This is a genomic window from Bacillus sp. MMSF_3353 (assembly GCF_030733445.1).
GTDB classification, from domain to species: Bacteria; Bacillota; Bacilli; order Bacillales; family Bacillaceae_G; genus Bacillus_A; species Bacillus_A wiedmannii.
This window is the reverse complement of record NZ_JASHJA010000011.1, coordinates 29,837-48,205: the sequence shown is the minus strand read 5'-3', so window position 1 is coordinate 48,205 and position 18,369 is coordinate 29,837. Positions and strand designations below refer to the sequence as shown.

Sequence of the window (18,369 nt, the reverse complement as noted above, 5' to 3'; positions counted from 1 at the left end):
AGGATGAAGCGACGATTGCTTCATCCTTTTCTTTAAAATTGAAGACAAAGATAACTTAATGTACCAAGCTCGTAACTGCGGTGAATGACTTCACCGTTATTTTCACCGCTTCCCATAGCGATAAATAAAGGAACAAAATGCTCTGCTCTTGGTACTGCTAATTGTGCATGAGGGGCATTGTTCTCCCAATTAAATAATGCATCTTTATCAGTAGTCTGCATATGTTTAATAATCCAATCATCAAATTCAATTGCCCATTGTTCGGGTGTAGTTTGATTCCATTTTAAAGCTCGTAAGTTATGAACGGTAACACCGCTCCCGATTATTAAAATATCTTCTTGTCCAAGTCCTTTAAGTGCTTCTCCAATCTTAAATTGCTCTTTTGCAGGAAGGAATGGATTGACTGAAATTTGGACGACAGGAATATTTGCTTCTGGATACATACGGTGCAAGAGTGTCCATGAGCCATGATCTAAACCTCTCGTCATATTATGATGGACTGGAATACCTTTGTTTTTAAATTTTGTTTCTAACATAGATGCAATGTTAGAAGAGCCTTTCGCACGATATTTGATTTCGTATAACTCAGGAGGAAAACCTCCAAAATCATAAATTGTTTCATATTCGTTATCTGATGAAGAAATCGTTAATACTTCGCTTTCCCAGTGAGCGGTGAAAATAACAATTGCTTTCGGTTTGTATGTTTCGCCAAGAGTTTTTAAAAACCTTGTATAGTCTGTATCTTGAATAGCAAGCATCGGTGATCCGTGTGCTAAAAATAATGATGGCATCATAATAGAAACCTCCCCAAAATATAATAATTACTTTATGTAAGTAACTATATAATTTTATTTTCTGTTCGTCAATATATTAGTTTAAGAGCTAATTGGAAAAGTGGGTCATTTGTCATAATGAAGGCAATTGCATATAATACATAATAAGAATAATGAATGGATATTCATTTTTTGATATACATAATAGAGTTGGGGGCTGACGAAATGAACGTACAAGAAAGTTTCGTTACGGCATTGGATGGATCGGAAATTTATTTACGTAAGTGGCTACCAGAAAGAGATCCGCGAGGGATTATTCAAATTGCACATGGTATGACAGAACATGCAGGTGTTTATACAGACTTTATTGCTGCGTTATTAAAAGCAGGGTATGGTGTTTATGCACATGATCATAAAGGTCATGGGAAAACAGTGAAAAGAGAAGAAGATTATGGTCATTTTAAACCAAATGTAGGTTGGAATGAGGCTGTGTCTGATGTTATTTTTGTATCAGAAACGATAAGAAAAGAGCAGACATGCCCGTTATTTTTACTTGGCCATAGCATGGGTTCTTTTTTATCAAGACGTGCTGTACAACTGAAAGGTGAATTATATGATGGATTCCTTATTTCAGGAACTGGTGGAAATCCAGGGTTATTAGGAAGTATCGGTCATAAAGTAGCGACAATTGAGATGAAATTACGCGGAGAAAAAACGAAAAGTCCTATGTTAAACTTTTTATCATTCGGAAATTTCAATTCGCACTTTAAACCAAATCGTACGAAATTTGATTGGTTATCTTCAGATAATAATCAAGTTGATAAATATATTGCGGATCCGTTATGTGGATTCATTTGTACGACGAGTTTTTATCGTGAATTGTTTTCTGGTGTATTAGAAGTAAATAAGCTAGAAGAGTTCAAAAAAACACCGAAAAACCTTCCAATACATATTTTTTCAGGAGATCGTGATCCTGTTGGGGATATGGGGAAAGGTGTAAAAGAAGTATATGAAAACTATAAAAAATGTGATGTGAAAGATGTAACACTGCGTTTATATGAAAATGGAAGACATGAAATGTTCCATGAAGTAAATCGAGATGAAGTATTTCAAGATTTGATTTCTTGGTTAGATAAGCATATTGTATGAGAAGGAACCTCACTTTTTTGAAGTGAGGTTTCTTTAAGGAGATGGAGGAGTAGTTATGTGTGAATTTGTAAATAAAGAATATGTAGAAATAGATTTTCAAGATGTTTTGATTAAAGAAGAGAAATTGAAAAATTGTACGTTCATAAAATGCCGTTTTAGAGGGATAGATGCATCGGAAGTTTCTACTGAAAATTGTAATTTCATAGAATGTGATTTTACCGGTGCTCTTTTTAACGCTTCTATCCATAAAGGAACTACATTTGCGAATTGTAAGTTTGTTGGTGCGAATTTATTCGTATCGAAGTTTGAAGAATGTAAAATGACCGGCTCTGATTTTGAAGAAGCGAATTTAGACGGAATAACTATCATATCGGGTGATTGGTCATATACGAATTTAAGGTTCGCGAACTTAAGTAAACAAATGTTAAAGGGAATACGTTTAATTGAAGCGGACCTATATGAATGTAATTTAGAAAAAGCAGATTTACGTGACGCGGATTTAACCGGTGCACAATTAGGTAAGGCGAAACTTAGTGGTGCAAATTTAAAAGGGGCGATAGTTGATAGAATTGATTTTACAAGTTTTGATTTGAAAAATGTAAAATTAGATATAACACAGGCAGTTGCAGTAGCAAGATGTTATGGGGCTAAGGTGAACTAAATAGTTTGTAAAACCGTTCAAAATGCTGAACGGTTTTTTAAATCATAATAGTAGTATAATAGTAAATGAGGTGTTCATACTATGGAAGATAAAACGTTAGGTATACTACTAGATGTAGTTGGGGAATTATTTTCAGATGAAATATCAATTGCCGTTTCGAATACGAAAGAATATATTTACTATCGGCCAAGTAAACGAATTGATTTAAAGATTAGCGCCGGGGATCCTATTAAGGAAGGGACGATTGCTCATAAAGCAATGGTAACGAAGCAAAAAGCCTCTGAGTTTATTAACCGAGATGTTTTCGGTATTCCTTATCATGGAATGGCCGTACCATTTTCAAATAATGGAAAGATTGAAGGTTGCGTGACGGCGATTTATCCCGCTTTAACGGATGGAAAGTCAGTCGTTACTTTAAAAACAACAGACGGATGGGTTCCAGTTCCTTTTTCAAAGGTCATGTATTTAGAAGCTAAAGATAAAAAGACGTATGTGAATTCAGAAGAGTTAACAGGAACACATAAGTACTCGCTACAAGAATTCGAATACTTGTTGCCGAAAGATTCCTTTATTAGATGCCACCGTTCCTTTATTGTAAATGTTAATCATATTAAAGCGATTTACCCTGATACGCATTCTACTTTTGTACTTTCTATGGATAACGGAGAGAGGGTACCAGTGAGTCAGTCATACGCTAGCTATTTTCGTAAGCTTCTAGGATTCTAAATTTTTCTGCTTTAGAACCTAGATTCGCTGTTTTGTCTGAATTTTCGGCATTGTGTAAGAAAATCCCTATTTTGATGGTGTTAATGTGTAAAATAATTATGAATATTCATTGGGAGAGGGATTACATATGGAGAATAATTTAGATAGAATTAGGGATCAACGATTAAAAGATCGAGTAGTTACACCTGAAGAAGCAGCTTCATGGATTGAAAGTGGAATGACTTTAGGATTAAGTGGATTTACACGTGCTGGTGATGTAAAAGCAGTCCCATTTGCACTTGTAAACCGAGTTAAGAATGATAAATCTTTTAAAGTAAATGTTTATACAGGGGCTTCCTTAGGTTCGGATGTAGATAAATTATTTGCTGAGGCAGGAATTTTAGGGAAAAGATTGCCTTTCCAAGCAGATGCAACTATGCGAAAAGGAATTAATAACGGAGACTTTTTATTTGTGGATCAGCACTTATCTCATACAGCAGAGTTACTTCGTGCTGACGTTATGGATATAGATTTCGCTATCTTGGAAGCGGTTGCGATTACTGAAGATGGAATGATTATTCCAACCACTTCAATTGGAAATTCCTTAGCATTCTCCTTAAATGCTAAGTCTATTATTATTGAAATGAATATGGCTCAATCTACGCAATTAGAGGGGCTACATGATTTATATGAACCAGGTAAACAAGGGGAAAGACTCCCTATTCCGCTCGTAAAAACGGATGATCGAATTGGAACAATCGGTATCCCAATTGATGCTGAAAAAGTGAAGGGAATTGTGTTTACGAATCAACTGGATTCGCCATCGACAATTGTTCCTCCAGATGAAGAAACTGTTATTATGGCACAGCATTTAATAGAGTTCCTTCGAGAAGAGGTTAAAGTAGGCCGATTAACAAATCGTTTAGCACCGTTACAATCTGGAATTGGTTCAGTTGCTAATGCAGTATTGCACGGCATGCTAGATTCGGAGTTTGAAGATTTAGAAGTATATTCTGAAGTTTTACAAGATGCGGTCTTTGATCTAATGGATGCTGGGAAAGTCAATTTTGCTTCCTGCTGCTCCATCACGCTTTCTGAAGAGAAAATGCAACAAGTATTTTCTAACTTTGAAAAATATCGTGACAAATTAATGATGCGCCCGCAAGAGATTTCTAATCATCCTGAAATCATTCGTCGCCTTGGATTAATCTCGATTAATACTGCTTTAGAATTAGATATATACGGAAATGTTAATTCTACTCATGTTTTAGGTACAAAAATGATGAATGGTATTGGTGGTTCGGGTGATTTTGCGAGAAATGCACGCCTAGCTATTTTTGTTACTAAATCGATTGCAAAAGGTGGCAACATATCAAGCATCGTTCCTTTCGTTTCTCATGTAGACCATACTGAACATGATGTAGATGTTATCGTCACTGAACAGGGGTATGCTGACTTAAGAGGGCTTGCGCCAAGAGAAAGAGTGGAACTAATTATTGAGAATTGCGTACATCCAATGTATCGTGAACAGCTACGAGCTTATTACGAGGAAGCAAGAACAAGAGGTGGACAAACTCCTCATATTTTAGAAAAAGCTTTTTCTTGGCATACAAACTATGCTAAAAATGGAACAATGCTTGAAGCGGTAGTAGAAACTGTTTAGAAGTGCAAAAATGATTCTTAATATAATATGCCATAAAGGTTAAAAGAAAAAGAACGCCAATTTTCAGGAATGGCGTTTTTTTCTTTTAAAAAATTGTTACCTATTATGAGGAATTATAAAAGTAATCTCTTATTTACGGAAATAAGAGGTTTTTTTAATTACTTTTCGAATCATTTTAATAGTTATATATCAAAGGTGAGGAGAAAGAATCATGAAGATAAGAAATGCGTTATTAAGTGAAGCAAATGAATTAAGTGAACTTGCACTACATTCAAAAGCAACGTGGAACTATAGCGAAGCATTCATACTTGCTTGTAAGGAAGAGTTAACAATTACTGATGAGTACATAAAAAATAATTTTGTATATGTTTTAGAAAACGATAATACGAAGATTGGTTTTTTCTCATTTTTACGTAATGATAACGCTCTTGATTTCTTGTACATTCATCCTCGTTACAAAGGAAAAGGGTACGGGAAAATACTTTGGGAGTATGTATTAGAAAAAGCAAATGAGCTAGGAATAAAAAGTTTTACAATTGATAGTGATCCGAATGCAAAAGGGTTTTACTTGAAGATGGGAGCAAAGTTAATAGGAGAGACACCATCAACGGTTTTTGAGGATCGTTTACTGCCTCTTTTGCAACATGATGTGTAAAACAATTAATAGTAGGAGAAGATTAGAATGGATGATGTAAAGATAAAGAGGATATATGAAGCACTAGTAAAATCATGGTCGATTGAAACAAGTTTAAAGTGGACTATTGAGAATCCGGCAAAGGGACAGTGTGGTATAACGGCTTTAGTCGTTCAAGATATATACGGAGGAAAAATCAAAAAGACAAAAGTAGGGGAGGTGTGGCATTTTTATAACTGTATAGTTGGACAAAGGTTTGATTTTACAGGGACTCAGTTCAATGGAAGATTGAATTATTTGGATGTGGAATCAAATCGAGAAGAAGCATTTGCAGATACAAATGAAAAACAATATAGCATTTTGAAGGAAAAGATAATGAAAGAATTCAAATTATCTTTTGACTCTTAATCTTTAATAAGTTACTATAATGGTGGTAACTTATTAAAGGGAACTTCATAGAGTTGAAAGGGGAAATACTTTTGAAAACAACTTATGTAAACGCTACAATCGTAACGATGAATGAACAAAATGAAGTGATAGAAAATGGATATATCATTGTAGAAAATGATCAAATTATAGATGTAAAGAGCGGAGAATTCGCTAATGATTTTGAAGTAGATGAAGTAATTGATATGAAAGGAAAGTGGGTTTTACCAGGGCTTGTAAATACACATACACATGTTGTAATGAGTCTCTTAAGAGGTATTGGCGATGATATGTTATTACAGCCATGGCTTGAGACGAGAATTTGGCCACTTGAAAGTCAGTTTACGCCAGAGCTTGCGGTCGCTAGCACGGAATTAGGATTACTTGAAATGGTGAAAAGTGGTACAACATCATTCTCTGATATGTTTAATCCAATTGGAGTAGATCAAGATGCAATTATGGAAACGGTATCAAAGAGTGGAATTCGAGCTGCAGTTTCAAGAACTTTATTTAGCTTCGGAACGAAAGAGGATGAAAAGAAAGCAATTGAAGAAGCTGAAAAATATGTGAAGCGTTACTATAATGAAAGTGGTATGTTAACCACGATGGTTGCACCGCATAGTCCATATACATGTTCCACAGAACTGTTAGAAGAATGCGCACGAATTGCAGTAGAAAATCAAACGATGGTTCATATTCATCTTTCGGAAACAGAGCGTGAAGTACGTGATATTGAAGCACAGTACGGAAAACGTCCAGTAGAATATGCAGCAAGTTGCGGGTTGTTTAAACGCCCAACAGTTATTGCACACGGTGTAGTATTAAATGAAAATGAACGTGCATTTTTAGCAGAACATGATGTTCGAGTAGCTCATAACCCGAATAGTAATTTAAAACTAGGATCTGGTATAGCGAATGTAAAAGCAATGTTAGAAGCAGGAATGAAAGTAGGAATTGCAACAGATAGTGTGGCATCTAACAACAATTTAGATATGTTTGAAGAAATGCGTATAGCAACATTATTACAAAAAGGCATTCATCAAGATGCAACAGCACTACCAGTTGAAACAGCTCTTACACTTGCGACTAAAGGAGCTGCTGAAGTAATCGGCATGAAACAAACAGGATCACTTGAGGTCGGAAAGTGTGCCGATTTTATCACAATTGATCCATCTAATAAGCCGCATTTACAACCAGCAGATGAAGTGTTATCGCACCTTGTATATGCTGCTAGTGGAAAAGATGTAAGTGATGTAATTATTAACGGAAAACGTGTCGTTTGGAATGGCGAATGTAAAACGTTAGATGAAGAGCGTATTATATTTGAAGCGAGTCGTTATAAACGAGGTTTGCAAAGATAGGTAATTATATGTAGTTGAAAAAGCTATCCTTTTTTAAAAGGATAGCTTTTTTCTTGGACGAATAAATATTCAAAAGAATGTCGCATCTTTCTGTTAGTATTTCTGCTATAATATATTACGCTTTATAATATATTATACTTAAGGAGAACAACTCATGAAGCTAAAAAAGAGCCATTTAATGGTAATGGCACTTGTTACATCTTTATTATTAACAGCTTGTAATAATAAAGCGAATAAAAGTGACACAGAGGCAAAAAAACAAGTATTACATGTAACGGTATCGGAAGAAATCCCTTCTCTTGATACTGCGAAAACGATGGATGGTACATCAGCACATGTTATGCAAAACATATTTGAAGGGTTGTATGTATTAGATGATCAAGATCAGCCTATTCCAGCAGTAGCAAAATCGTTTAAAAGAAGTGAAGATGGTAAAAAATATACATTTGATTTGCGTAAAGATGCAAAATGGTCAAATGGAGACAGTGTGACAGCAAATGATTTTATGTTTGCGTGGAAACGTGCAATTAAACCTGAAACAGCGTCTCAATATGCGTACATGCTCTTTCATGTGAAAAATGCGAAAGAGATAAATAAGGGAACAATGCCTCTTGATGAACTTGGGGTTAAAGTTATAAATGATTATAAGTTAGAAGTGGAACTCGAACAGCCAATTCCGTATTTTTTACAGTTGTTAGCACTGCCGATTTACTTGCCACAGCATGAGTCATTTTTGAAAGAACAAGGAAAGAATTATGCATTGGAACCTAGTAATCTCATATATAACGGCCCATTTGTATTAGAGAAATGGAAGCATGAACAAGAGTTTCAATTAAAGAAGAATGCTACATATTGGGATGAAAAGAAAGTGAAATTAGACGAGATAAACTTTCAAATTGTAAAGGATACAATGACCGCTGTTAATTTATACGAAGCTGGTAATTTGGATCGAGTGCCTATTAATTCTCAATTTGTAGACAAGTATAAAGGAAGTAAGGAATTACATATGTCGAGCGAACCTGCAATTGCTATGCTACGTTTTAATGAAAAAAATAGTGCGTTAGCAAATAAGAAAGTGCGTCAAGCTATTTCATTCGCGTTAAATAAAGAGGATTTCGTTGCTCATTTTATTAATAACGGAGCAAAACCTGCAAGTGTACTTGTACCAGTTGGTCATGTAAATGAAGAGACTGGTAAAGATTTTAGAAAAGAAAATGGAGATCTTTCTCCATATGATTTGCAAAATGCGAAAAAGATTTGGGAAGAAGCGAAAAAAGAGCTTGGAGTAGAACAAGTAAATCTCGAGTTTTTAACATTTGAACAAGATAATGCAAAACGTATGGCAGAATATATAAAAGGTGACTTAGAAAAGCATTTGCAGGGACTCGCAATCCAAATTAAACAACAGCCATTTAAGCAAAAATTACAGTTAGAACAAACAGGAGATTACGATATATCTATGGCAAATTGGGGACCGGATTATAAAGACCCAATTAGTTATTTAGAACTCTTTACGACGGATAATCAGAATAACAAAATGAACTATTCTAATCGACACTACGATGAATTAATAAAGAAAGCGAAAAGCGATCTAGTACTAGATCAGAAGAAAAGATGGGAAGTTCTGCAAGAGGCTGAGCGTATTCTGCTAGAGGATGCTGCAGTTGCACCGCTTTATCAAATGGGATCAGCTTACGTACAAAAGGATTATGTAAAAGGAATTGAGAAGCATCAATTTGGTGGTGTTTATACTTATAAGACTGCTTATATTGCTAATGAATAAATAAAAAAACCTTACTTTTAAAAAGTAAGGTTTTTTTAAGAGTACATGGAATAAGGGAATACAGTACAAAGAAGCATACAAACAATCTCTTGTTGTAATTATGTTTGTTTTTAATTATATAAAAAATAATAGATTATATATTTTGTCATTGATATACTTAAAAGGTAATTAAGGTATTAAGATGAATTGATAGAGATATTTGTGTAGAATTATTTGAGTATTGTAAAAAAAGAGGGTCTTAAGTGTGTGATTTGAGCGGGGCTTTTTCTAAATGAATGAATTGGTATGTATAATACTTGGGCGATATTAATTTGGGAATCTCGGGGGATTCTTTGAAGCTAGAAAAAGTAGAGTCAAATTCCATGTACTATTAGGTCCTGGTGTAGGTTTATGGGGATTTGGTTTAAGGAATAAAGGGGATAATTAGTATGAATAAGAAAGTAAAAAGATTTAAATATTTTATGGTTGTATTAGCCTGTATTGCAATTTTTGGCACAATCTTACCTAATGCATTAGATCCAAATGAAACATTAGCAGGTAAAATTTCAATTGTAGTTTTTGGTACAATGGGAGCTTGTTTACTATTCTCTATTATGTATTTTATTGTAAAAAAAGCTATTTTAAGAGGTGGGAAATAAGATGGGACAAAATTTAGAGTTAGAATTTTAATTCATGTACATAAAAAAGGAGAATTTTTATGAAATTACTACGTTTATTTATGGTTCTCACTCTTGTTGTATTGTTAAGTGCATGCAATACAGCAACACAAGTCACAAAGGTTCAAAAAAATGGCGAAACGACTTTAAAAATTGGTTCGTTGCAAGGGTATTACGATGTGCAAACGGTTAAAGCTGAAAAAGGAAAAGTGGAAATTCCTTATGAAGCAGCCGTTGAGGAAGGTACAATTTTATTGCAAGTTACAAAAGATGATAAGGTTATTTATGAAGAAGAAGTTACTTCTCAAAAAGAAGGTCTGCTTTCTTTTGAAGCGCCAAAATCCGGATCATATGATTTAATTGTACGAGTGAAGGGTGAAAAAGAGAAAGCAAAAGAAATTCAAATACATACTAAGCTATGAAAAAACGGCAAGTGGAGTGCACCCGCTTGCCGTTTCCATTTTCGGTTGATTCTATCGCAACATATGTTTATCAATGTAAGAAGTGATCCGCTGAGTCCTACTGTTTATTCCGCCGAAATTCCTGATGAAGTTACAATAAGAGATGAATAAAAGAATGTGTTACAAACCTGATAACTCTTTTTTACAAGAGCAAAAGACTGGGTTTGAAGCGTTTGTATTTGAAAGAGTTCTAGATGGTAAAGGGGGACATAGGGTGATGATCTTTTTAAAGAAGGTGTCTCAGACTTTACTACAGATATTGATTATATATGGGGGTAAATAAGTTGAAAAACATTGAGATTCTAAATAAATACATTGAAGGGTTTTCCGATACTCTCCCTACGTGGTTAAAGTATTTAATTGAGGCAGAGGAGATACATTAAAACTATGAGAATGTACAAGTACTTGAAACATTAAAAACAGATGCGGTGTTGTACTATGTACACCGTACGCTGCAAGTGTTAGATGAATTGCCTATAGATGAAGAAGCGTATCGTATTATTGAAAAGGTACTAACGTATAGTGAGCTTGCAAAGGTAGGCTCTTTAAAACAGCGGGAGCAATGGAAGAAAAACGGGATTAATCTATTCGTACATAACGAGGGTTCTGCTGATATCTTTAGTGATATTCAGTTTATTGAACGTGTGGAGACAAACTTAAACTCTACTGAGTATTTGTTTATTCGAGATTTAATTAGAACACATGGATTAATCGGGCAGTATATCCGCGGGGAGGCTCGTTTGGACTCTCATGTTGATTTAATTAACACATATAAAGAAGAATACGGAGACGTTAGGTTAAAGGAGATTCTATACTATCTTAACCAATGCATTATTGAAGGCGTATCAAAAGCTTTGTGGAGTGAAGTGAAGAACGATGTGAAGATTACAATTGATGGCCTGTTTGATGGTTATATGGAGCCATTTACTTCTCGCATACATAGACTCACGCCAAAACATAAGGAGTCAGTATTTGAAAAAGATATAATTATGGGAAGCGAGAAGAGAGACGTTCAAATATTTTTATCTAATAAGGATTTGTGGTATGTAGAACCGTCTATGCATGCTCTTAGTTTTGAGGATATTTGGACAGTTTTTATTATGTTAAAGAACGAGATAGGATCTAGAAAAGTTCAGCATATACATTTCGAGAAATTGATGCAGCAGTTGCACTATGATTTCAAAGGCGAGAAAAAGGACAACGTGTATCGTAAGCGGGTTATTGAGAAATATCTACGGGAGTACCGTGAGAACGAGAAGCCGAATACAACGCATGTTTCTTTTAAGGCTAAAGTCGATGAAGATATGAAGACTGCGTATGTGTCGTTTCAGTTTTCCGCTGTAGGTGAGGCGTTAATTACCTTCTGTGTAGAGGCAGAAAAGATAGATATGATGCATGCTCGGGCAAATGTGCTGCTGTTTGATTTCTTCGGGTTACGTAAGGATGCATATGATAGATTCCATAACGAAGAAGTGTATCTGGAGCATATGAATAGTTCGGCTGATGATAAACGAATTATTCTTGATTATATAAGGGGAGATACGATTGTAGATGTCGGAGCCGGTGGTGGTGTCATGTTAGACATGATCGAAGAAGAGACCGAGGACAAACGAATCTATGGTATCGATATTTCTGAAAATGTGATTGATACGTTGAAAAAGAAGAAGCAGAACGAGGGGCGTTCTTGGGATGTCATTAAAGGGGATGCAATCAACTTAAGCAGCTCGTTTGAAAAAGAATCGGTTGATACGATTGTATATTCTTCTATTCTTCATGAGCTGTTCTCTTATATCGAGTATGAAGGTAAGAAATTCAATCATGAAGTAATTAAAAAGGGGCTAAAGAGTGCTTACGAAGTGTTAAAGCCAGGAGGTCGTATTATCATTCGTGATGGCATCATGACCGAAGATAAAACGTTAATGCGTGTGATTCGTTTTAAAGATGCAGGCGGAATGAAGTTCTTAGAGCAGTATGTCCGTGAATTTAAGGGACGTATAATCCAGTATGAGATACTTGCAGACGATACAGTCAAAATGCCTGTTAACGATGCAATGGAGTTCTTATATACGTATACATGGGGCGAGGATTCCTTCGTTCATGAGGTGCAAGAGCAGTTTGGAATATTTACGCCAAACGAATATAAGGATTTCGTAAAGGGTATCTTTGGAGATAAAATAAACATCGTTCAAGCTATGAACTATTTACAGGATGGATATACACAACATCTTAGCGAGAAAATCGAGTTTAAAGATGAGTCTGGGAGTGCTGTTGCGCTACCGGATAGTACGTTTTTTATAGTTTTAGAAAAGAGGTAATGATGTTGAAAAACTTTAAGAATCTTTAGCTAAAGGGCGTGTTCTCTTAATTTTATACTGAGAAACAAGTCAGTTATTAAAAAATCAGGTAATTCAATATCAGGGTGTATTGATAAATGGAAATATAGGGCGAAATGATGAGCTTGGGCGTGCTCCAAAAGGGGTGAATGATGGAAACGGTTTTGTATTTATTTCTCATATTGGAGATGTATATCCAAGTGGGTTATTGCCGATTAAAACCGGGAATATTAGAACAAAATCGCTAGCTGAAATCTATCGAAACTCCCCTGTTTTTCAAAACCTTCGTAATCCTGACAATTATAAAGGAAAATGTGGTGTTTGTGAGTTTCGATATGTTTGTGGGGGATCTCGTTCTAGAACATATGCAATAACGGGAGATTATATGGAAAGCGAACCTTTCTGTGTATACATTCCAAAAGCATTGCGAAAACAGAAAAAGAACGTAAAAAAGGGATATGAGTAAGAATATGCTCATGCCCCTTTTTAAAATTATATAATTTATTGTACTTCGCATCAGTCGTATGATGATCTAAGAAATGAATAACACTCGGTTTCCCATCTTTCGTTAAAGATCCACTATCCTGATTTATTATGCTGAAACGAGTTTTTACGCATAATTTCTATTAAACCGATTTTAATAAAGAATAAAAATTCGTGTCATAGGGGATATCATCTTGATACATATAATTTTTTAGAACGCCTTCTTTTTCAAATCCTAATTTTAATAGCACTTTATTTGAAGCTTCATTTTCAAGAAATACAATTGCCCCAATACGCTTTAAGTGAATGGTATGGAAACCGTATGATATAACCTCAGAAACAGCTTCAGTCGCATATCCTTTTCCCCAGTATTCAGGGAAAAAGGCATAACTTAAATTGGCCCGTTTATGCTCAGAAGACCAATCGTGAAAACCGATGGTACCAATGAGTTCTTTCTTGTTTTTTAATTCAATTCCCCACTTTATACCGCTTCTTGCATTGTAACTCAGTTTAAAGTTATGAATGACTTGTTTCACTTGATCAACATCTTGTAATGGTTTTTGGCCATAATAGCGCAGTACGTCAGTATTAGAGAAGCATTGTAGTATACTCGGTGCATCTTCTTCGGTAAGTTCTCTTAAAATGAGTCGGTCGGTTTTCAATATAGGAAACATGCTTTCACTCCATTTCTTTTGAAACTAGAATGTATTGTTATTATATAATCTAGTCTGAAAATAAAGATTATTCAAGGGTAAAGTATGTTTTTGATTTGTGATAAAATTGATTGTGGAATATATTTCAAAAAGAGGTTTGTATATGGAGAAAAACTCAATTTTAATTGTAGATGATGATCAAGATATTGTTCGATTTGTTAACGCGAATTTAATGCAAGAAGGTTTTAAAGTTTTAAGTGCTCATAACGGAGAAGAGGCTTTAGAAATCATAAATAATAACAGTATTCAACTTGCTATTTTGGATATTATGATGCCAAAAATGGATGGGATAGAATTGTGCAGAAGGATTAGAGAGAAACATAGTTTACCAATTATGTTCTTAAGCGCAAAATCATCGGATGTAGATAAAGTAATTGGATTTAGTACTGGCGCAGATGATTATATTGTGAAACCGTTTAGTACAATTGAATTTATAGCGAGAGTGAAGGCTCAATTAAGAAGGTATACATATTTCAATCAAAATACTGTCCAAGTAATAGAAAAGAAAATAAACATTAGGGGTTTAGAAATAGATGAAGTGTCTAGAACAGTAATGTTATATGGAGAAACAATCAATCTTACGAAAACTGAATATGATATTTTGTACTTAATGGCAGCTGCAAAGAATCGTGTGTTCACTATTGAAGAAATATATGAAAGCGTTTGGAAAGAAAGAGCCTATGAAAGTAATAATACAGTAATGGTTCATATCGCAAGATTAAGAAATAAAATTGAAGAGAATCCAAAAGAACCGAAGTTTATACAGAATGTTTGGGGAGTCGGATATAAAATTGAAGATTAAATCATTACAAGGTATTAGAGCTAAGTTTTTTATCACATTCATATGTAGCATCTTATTAGCAACTGTAAGTATAATAGCGTTTCAAATTGTAATTGGAAATATATATAGTCATGTTACTGCGTTAGAAGAAAAATATTCACTTTTATATGTAATAGCTTTTTTAATTATTACTACAATATACTTTGCATTCATGACAAGAACAATGATGAAAAGGTTATCTGAAATAAATAAGAACGTGAAAGAAATAAGTAATGGTAATTTGGAGATACATATACCTATTTCAAAAAATGACGAGATTGGTGAATTAGCAGCGAATGTTAATAGAATGGCTAAAAGTTTAAAAGAGTCTATCGAAAATGAAAAAAAATCACAGGAAATGAAAACTGAAATGATTAGTAATATTTCTCATGACTTACGAACACCTGTAACATCTCTAATCGGTTACGCGGACCTGTTAGGAAGTCAGCTTCATACAAATAGAGAAGAATGTGAACAGTATGTAAGTATATTAAAGCGAAAAAGTTATGAATTAAAAAATCAAGTAGATGATTTATTAGATTATTGTCAAATAAATTATAGGGAGATTGAATTACATAAAAGTGTAGTAAATATGAAAGCGTTCAGTGAACAAATCATGATTGATTTTGTGCCACAACTAGATGATGCCGATATGAGCTTTCGTATTAAAGGTGATAACGAGTTACATGTGGAAATGGATGTGGCGCTTATGGTGAGGCTGTTCGAAAATGTAATTAGTAATAGTATTATGTACGGGAAAGACGGAAAGGAGCTTTTAATTCAAGTTTCTAAAAGCGACATGAATGTTGAAATAGAAATTAAAAATTTTGGACAATGCATTCCGAATGAGAATCTTCCTTACGTTTTTGAGAAGTTTTATCGTGGTGAAAAATCACGTAGCTCTCATACGGGTGGCAAAGGAATGGGACTTGCAATTGCGAGAAGTATAGCAGAGCTTCATAAAGGGGATATCACTGTGCGCAGTAACGAGAAAGAAACTGTTTTCACTATCGTTTTACCGCATTATAAAGAATTGTAAGAAAGTCGTAAGTATTTCTTTTATATGTCGTAATTTTCACTTCGTATCATGTAGAACAAAGATATGAGAGTGAGGATACATTATGTGGAAGAAGTATGTATTAGTAATTTTAGTTGCGTTTTTAATTATAAGTTGGAGTGTAGTTTATTTAGCTAAAGGTGTTATATCAGTCATTTTTTGGTGGAGTATACAAGTCTTTAGCATAGTATCACTCTTTATTTTGATAGGGGTAACGTTACTATTTGTGTGGAAAGGCATTTTCAGACAGCGAATAGATAGAGAGCTACTCTTCATCGTTCTTTTCTCTATAATTGGAGCTTGGCCCTTAGGGTGGTTTGCTAACATAGGGGGACTTGCTTACCCAGCAGATGTACATTCTATGAGTCCTAAGGTAGTCGTTCGTTTTCCTTTGAATGAACGAGCATTAATAGGTTGGGGCGGTGATCGGTTAGAAACAAACTATCACGTTATAAAACCAAATGAAAGGTGGGCATATGATATTCTCATTCCGCCTGCTGAAGTGAAAAGTCGTAAGTTAGGAGATTATGGAATATATGGAGCGAAAGTAATGGCACCAGCTTCTGGAACAGTTGTATCCATCAATAATGATGAAAAAGATGTAGTTCCGGGAGAGGATAATTTTGAGTCAATGGCGGGGAATCATATTTATTTGCAACTAGATGAATCAGGGACATTTTTGATTCTTGCCCATTTAAAAAAAGGATCAATTAAAGTGAGGGAAGGCCAACATGTAAATGAAGGAGATGTACTTGCTCAAGTTGGTAACTCAGGAAGTTCAAGTGAGCCGCATTTACATATTCATCATCAAAGGCAGGATCCATCCAAGGTGAGCATATTTCTTTCGGAAGGATTACCACTTTACTTTCGAACTGAAAAAGGTACGATAATGCCAGAAAGAGGTACATACATAAGTGGTAATGAAAAAAGGTATTCCAGTTTTATTGGAATACCTTTTCTCATTACCCTACAAATGTTTGATAAAGTAAGAAAATATTTAAAATGATAACAAGTGCAGCGATGATCCAAGCGATAAAGGTTGTTATGCGGTGATTAACGAGCGCACCCATAATTTTTTTATTGCTTGTAAACATAATAAGTGGCACTAATGCAAAAGCAATACCGAATGATAAGACGACTTGGCTCATGACTAGTGCGTAAGTTGGATTTACACCTAAAGCGATAATAACTAATGGTGGAATCATTGTAATGAAACGTCGTAAATATAACGGAATATGCATTCGAATGAAACCTTGCATAATAATATCACCTGACATTGTACCGACAGACGAGCTAGATAGTCCTGCTGATAAGAGCCCAATTCCAAATAAAGCAGCTGATACAGGGCCGACTAAAGTACTGAACTGGTTAAAAGCAACATCGAGATCTTCGACATGTAAGCCGTTTTTAAAGAATAGTGCAGCCGCAACAATTAACATACTTGCATTAATTGCTCCAGCGATAACCATTGCGATAATGATATCAATAAACTCGAAACGGAAAATTTTTTTCTTTTGTTCATCAGTTGTTCCGACCACGCGGCGTTGTGTCAATGCAGAATGTAAATAGATTGCATGTGGCATAACTGTCGCACCTAATATCCCTGCTGCAAGTAATATACTGTCTACACCTTGGAATTTTGGAATAAATAGTCCTGAAAGAAGGGGACTTAATTCTGGTTTTGCATAAAAAACTTGAATCCCAAATGCTATTACTACGATAAAAATCATCCCTGTAATAATAGCTTCTAGTGGGCGAAATCCTCTGCGTTGAAACTCAAGAATAATAAATGATCCGACTGCTGTAATTAAAGCAGCTGGTAACATCGGAATTCCAAATAATAAATACAATCCGAGTGCTGCCCCGATAAATTCCGCTAAATCTGTAGCCATAATAACGAGTTCACCTTGAATCCATAAGCCAATAGACACAGGTTTTGGAAAGTGTTCGCGAGCAATTTCAGGTAAATTATTTCCCGTAGCAATTCCTAATTTAGCTGATAAAGTTTGAATTAATACTGCCATTAAGTTAGACGCGAATATAACCCATAATAGTAAATATCCATATTGTGAACCAGCTGCGATATTTGTAGCAAAGTTACCAGGGTCAATATAAGCTACGGATGCGATAAAAGCGGGTCCTAAAAACGGTAACAGTCTTTTCCACCCTTTCGTTTCTCCACTTAAAGCTAAGTGTGCTGATTGAACAGTTGTACTTTGAGAAGGGACTTGTTCATCTTTTGATATATCTTTATTCATAGTAGTTTTCCCCTTTGAAATGTTAACTTGATGAAATTATTGTAAGTATTCTTATTGTTTATTTCAATACATTTAAATGTATCAGATGATATTTTTATTTGAACACAAATGTTTCCTTAGTGCAAATTATATGCCTTGCTGCAATGGATGGTGTTGTGTTATAAAAAAATGGGAGTTTATGGTGTGATTACATGGGGAAACATAATGAATTAAAGGGCTAATTTTGAAATTTATGTGAACATAGAGCCTATATTACAGCATATTAATTGATGGAAATGAAATTGTATGATATATAATATATTGGGATTACAACATAACCATAGTGTTTTGTGATGTAATCTTGTTTTTATTTTCGTTAACTTATAGAAAAAATTGTAAATAGAAGAAAATAGGCTAAGTACAATTTAGTATGTATTTTCTTATTATATATGTT

The 18,369-nt window shown here is 34.6% G+C and carries 16 protein-coding genes and 2 pseudogenes; 15 read left to right on the top strand and 3 right to left on the bottom strand.

Annotated elements, in window-relative coordinates; translation table 11 throughout:
- Positions 1–32: 32 nt before the first annotated feature.
- Positions 33–794 carry a DODA-type extradiol aromatic ring-opening family dioxygenase gene (locus RBB48_RS20565; RefSeq protein ID WP_306008006.1) on the bottom strand — a complete coding sequence of 254 codons (762 nt, stop codon included), beginning with the start codon at positions 792–794 and terminating at the stop codon, positions 33–35.
- 204 nt (positions 795–998) lie between these two features.
- Between RBB48_RS20565 and RBB48_RS20560 the strand changes: the two genes are divergently transcribed.
- The 12 genes and pseudogenes from RBB48_RS20560 to RBB48_RS20505 all read left to right on the top strand — a co-directional run.
- On the top strand, positions 999–1,922 hold the full coding sequence (locus tag RBB48_RS20560) for an alpha/beta hydrolase (RefSeq protein WP_088062995.1): 924 nt from the start codon (positions 999–1,001) through the stop codon (positions 1,920–1,922).
- Positions 1,923–1,977: 55 nt separating this feature from the next.
- Positions 1,978–2,583, top strand: coding sequence for a pentapeptide repeat-containing protein (locus RBB48_RS20555; RefSeq protein ID WP_088062996.1), 606 nt, complete (start codon positions 1,978–1,980; stop codon positions 2,581–2,583).
- Between the two features lie 81 nt (positions 2,584–2,664).
- The gene (locus RBB48_RS20550; protein WP_000389701.1) at positions 2,665–3,309 is read left to right on the top strand and encodes a LytTR family DNA-binding domain-containing protein; all 645 of its coding nucleotides are present in this window, start codon (positions 2,665–2,667) and stop codon (positions 3,307–3,309) included.
- Between the two features lie 127 nt (positions 3,310–3,436).
- Positions 3,437–4,951, top strand: a complete 1,515-nt coding sequence (scpC, locus tag RBB48_RS20545; protein ID WP_088062997.1) for a succinyl-CoA:acetate CoA-transferase ScpC — start codon at positions 3,437–3,439, stop codon at positions 4,949–4,951.
- A 211-nt stretch (positions 4,952–5,162) separates the two neighbouring features.
- The gene (locus RBB48_RS20540) at positions 5,163–5,606 is read left to right on the top strand and encodes a GNAT family N-acetyltransferase (protein ID WP_088062998.1); all 444 of its coding nucleotides are present in this window, start codon (positions 5,163–5,165) and stop codon (positions 5,604–5,606) included.
- Between the two features lie 27 nt (positions 5,607–5,633).
- Positions 5,634–5,993: a YunG family protein gene (locus tag RBB48_RS20535; RefSeq protein ID WP_088062999.1), complete on the top strand. Its 360-nt coding sequence runs from the start codon at positions 5,634–5,636 to the stop codon at positions 5,991–5,993.
- 53 nt (positions 5,994–6,046) lie between these two features.
- On the top strand, positions 6,047–7,372 hold the full coding sequence (locus tag RBB48_RS20530; RefSeq protein ID WP_141542720.1) for a bifunctional S-methyl-5'-thioadenosine deaminase/S-adenosylhomocysteine deaminase: 1,326 nt from the start codon (positions 6,047–6,049) through the stop codon (positions 7,370–7,372).
- A gap of 154 nt (positions 7,373–7,526) precedes the next feature.
- On the top strand, positions 7,527–9,155 hold the full coding sequence (locus RBB48_RS20525; RefSeq protein ID WP_088063001.1) for a peptide ABC transporter substrate-binding protein: 1,629 nt from the start codon (positions 7,527–7,529) through the stop codon (positions 9,153–9,155).
- Between the two features lie 428 nt (positions 9,156–9,583).
- Complete coding sequence (locus RBB48_RS20520; protein WP_087983012.1) at positions 9,584–9,793, top strand: hypothetical protein; 210 nt, start codon at positions 9,584–9,586, stop codon at positions 9,791–9,793.
- A 59-nt stretch (positions 9,794–9,852) separates the two neighbouring features.
- On the top strand, positions 9,853–10,233 hold the full coding sequence (locus tag RBB48_RS20515) for a BA_1872 family lipoprotein (protein ID WP_088063002.1): 381 nt from the start codon (positions 9,853–9,855) through the stop codon (positions 10,231–10,233).
- Between the two features lie 308 nt (positions 10,234–10,541).
- Positions 10,542–12,587: pseudogene (locus RBB48_RS20510) on the top strand (class I SAM-dependent methyltransferase).
- A gap of 79 nt (positions 12,588–12,666) precedes the next feature.
- Positions 12,667–13,071, top strand: a pseudogene (locus RBB48_RS20505) (SPASM domain-containing protein); the annotation flags it as partial.
- A 160-nt stretch (positions 13,072–13,231) separates the two neighbouring features.
- Here the strand turns inward: RBB48_RS20505 and RBB48_RS20500 are convergent.
- On the bottom strand, positions 13,232–13,762 hold the full coding sequence (locus RBB48_RS20500) for a GNAT family N-acetyltransferase (protein WP_087983009.1): 531 nt from the start codon (positions 13,760–13,762) through the stop codon (positions 13,232–13,234).
- Between the two features lie 142 nt (positions 13,763–13,904).
- Here RBB48_RS20500 and RBB48_RS20495 point away from each other — a divergent pair, with 142 nt between their 5' ends.
- The 3 genes from RBB48_RS20495 (at position 13,905) to RBB48_RS20485 (ending at position 16,684) form a co-directional block, all read left to right on the top strand.
- On the top strand, positions 13,905–14,603 hold the full coding sequence (locus RBB48_RS20495) for a response regulator transcription factor (RefSeq protein WP_088063004.1): 699 nt from the start codon (positions 13,905–13,907) through the stop codon (positions 14,601–14,603).
- Complete coding sequence (locus RBB48_RS20490; RefSeq protein WP_141542721.1) at positions 14,593–15,660, top strand: sensor histidine kinase; 1,068 nt, start codon at positions 14,593–14,595, stop codon at positions 15,658–15,660. The genes RBB48_RS20495 and RBB48_RS20490 overlap by 11 nt, the downstream gene beginning before the upstream one ends.
- A gap of 82 nt (positions 15,661–15,742) precedes the next feature.
- A complete protein-coding gene (locus RBB48_RS20485) occupies positions 15,743–16,684 on the top strand; it encodes a M23 family metallopeptidase (protein ID WP_088063006.1) in 942 nt (313 codons plus the stop codon).
- On the opposite strand, the gene RBB48_RS20480 is transcribed toward RBB48_RS20485, so the two are convergent.
- Positions 16,641–17,936, bottom strand: a complete 1,296-nt coding sequence (locus tag RBB48_RS20480; protein ID WP_001030662.1) for an Nramp family divalent metal transporter — start codon at positions 17,934–17,936, stop codon at positions 16,641–16,643. The genes RBB48_RS20485 and RBB48_RS20480 overlap by 44 nt on opposite strands.
- Positions 17,937–18,369 lie beyond the last annotated feature (433 nt).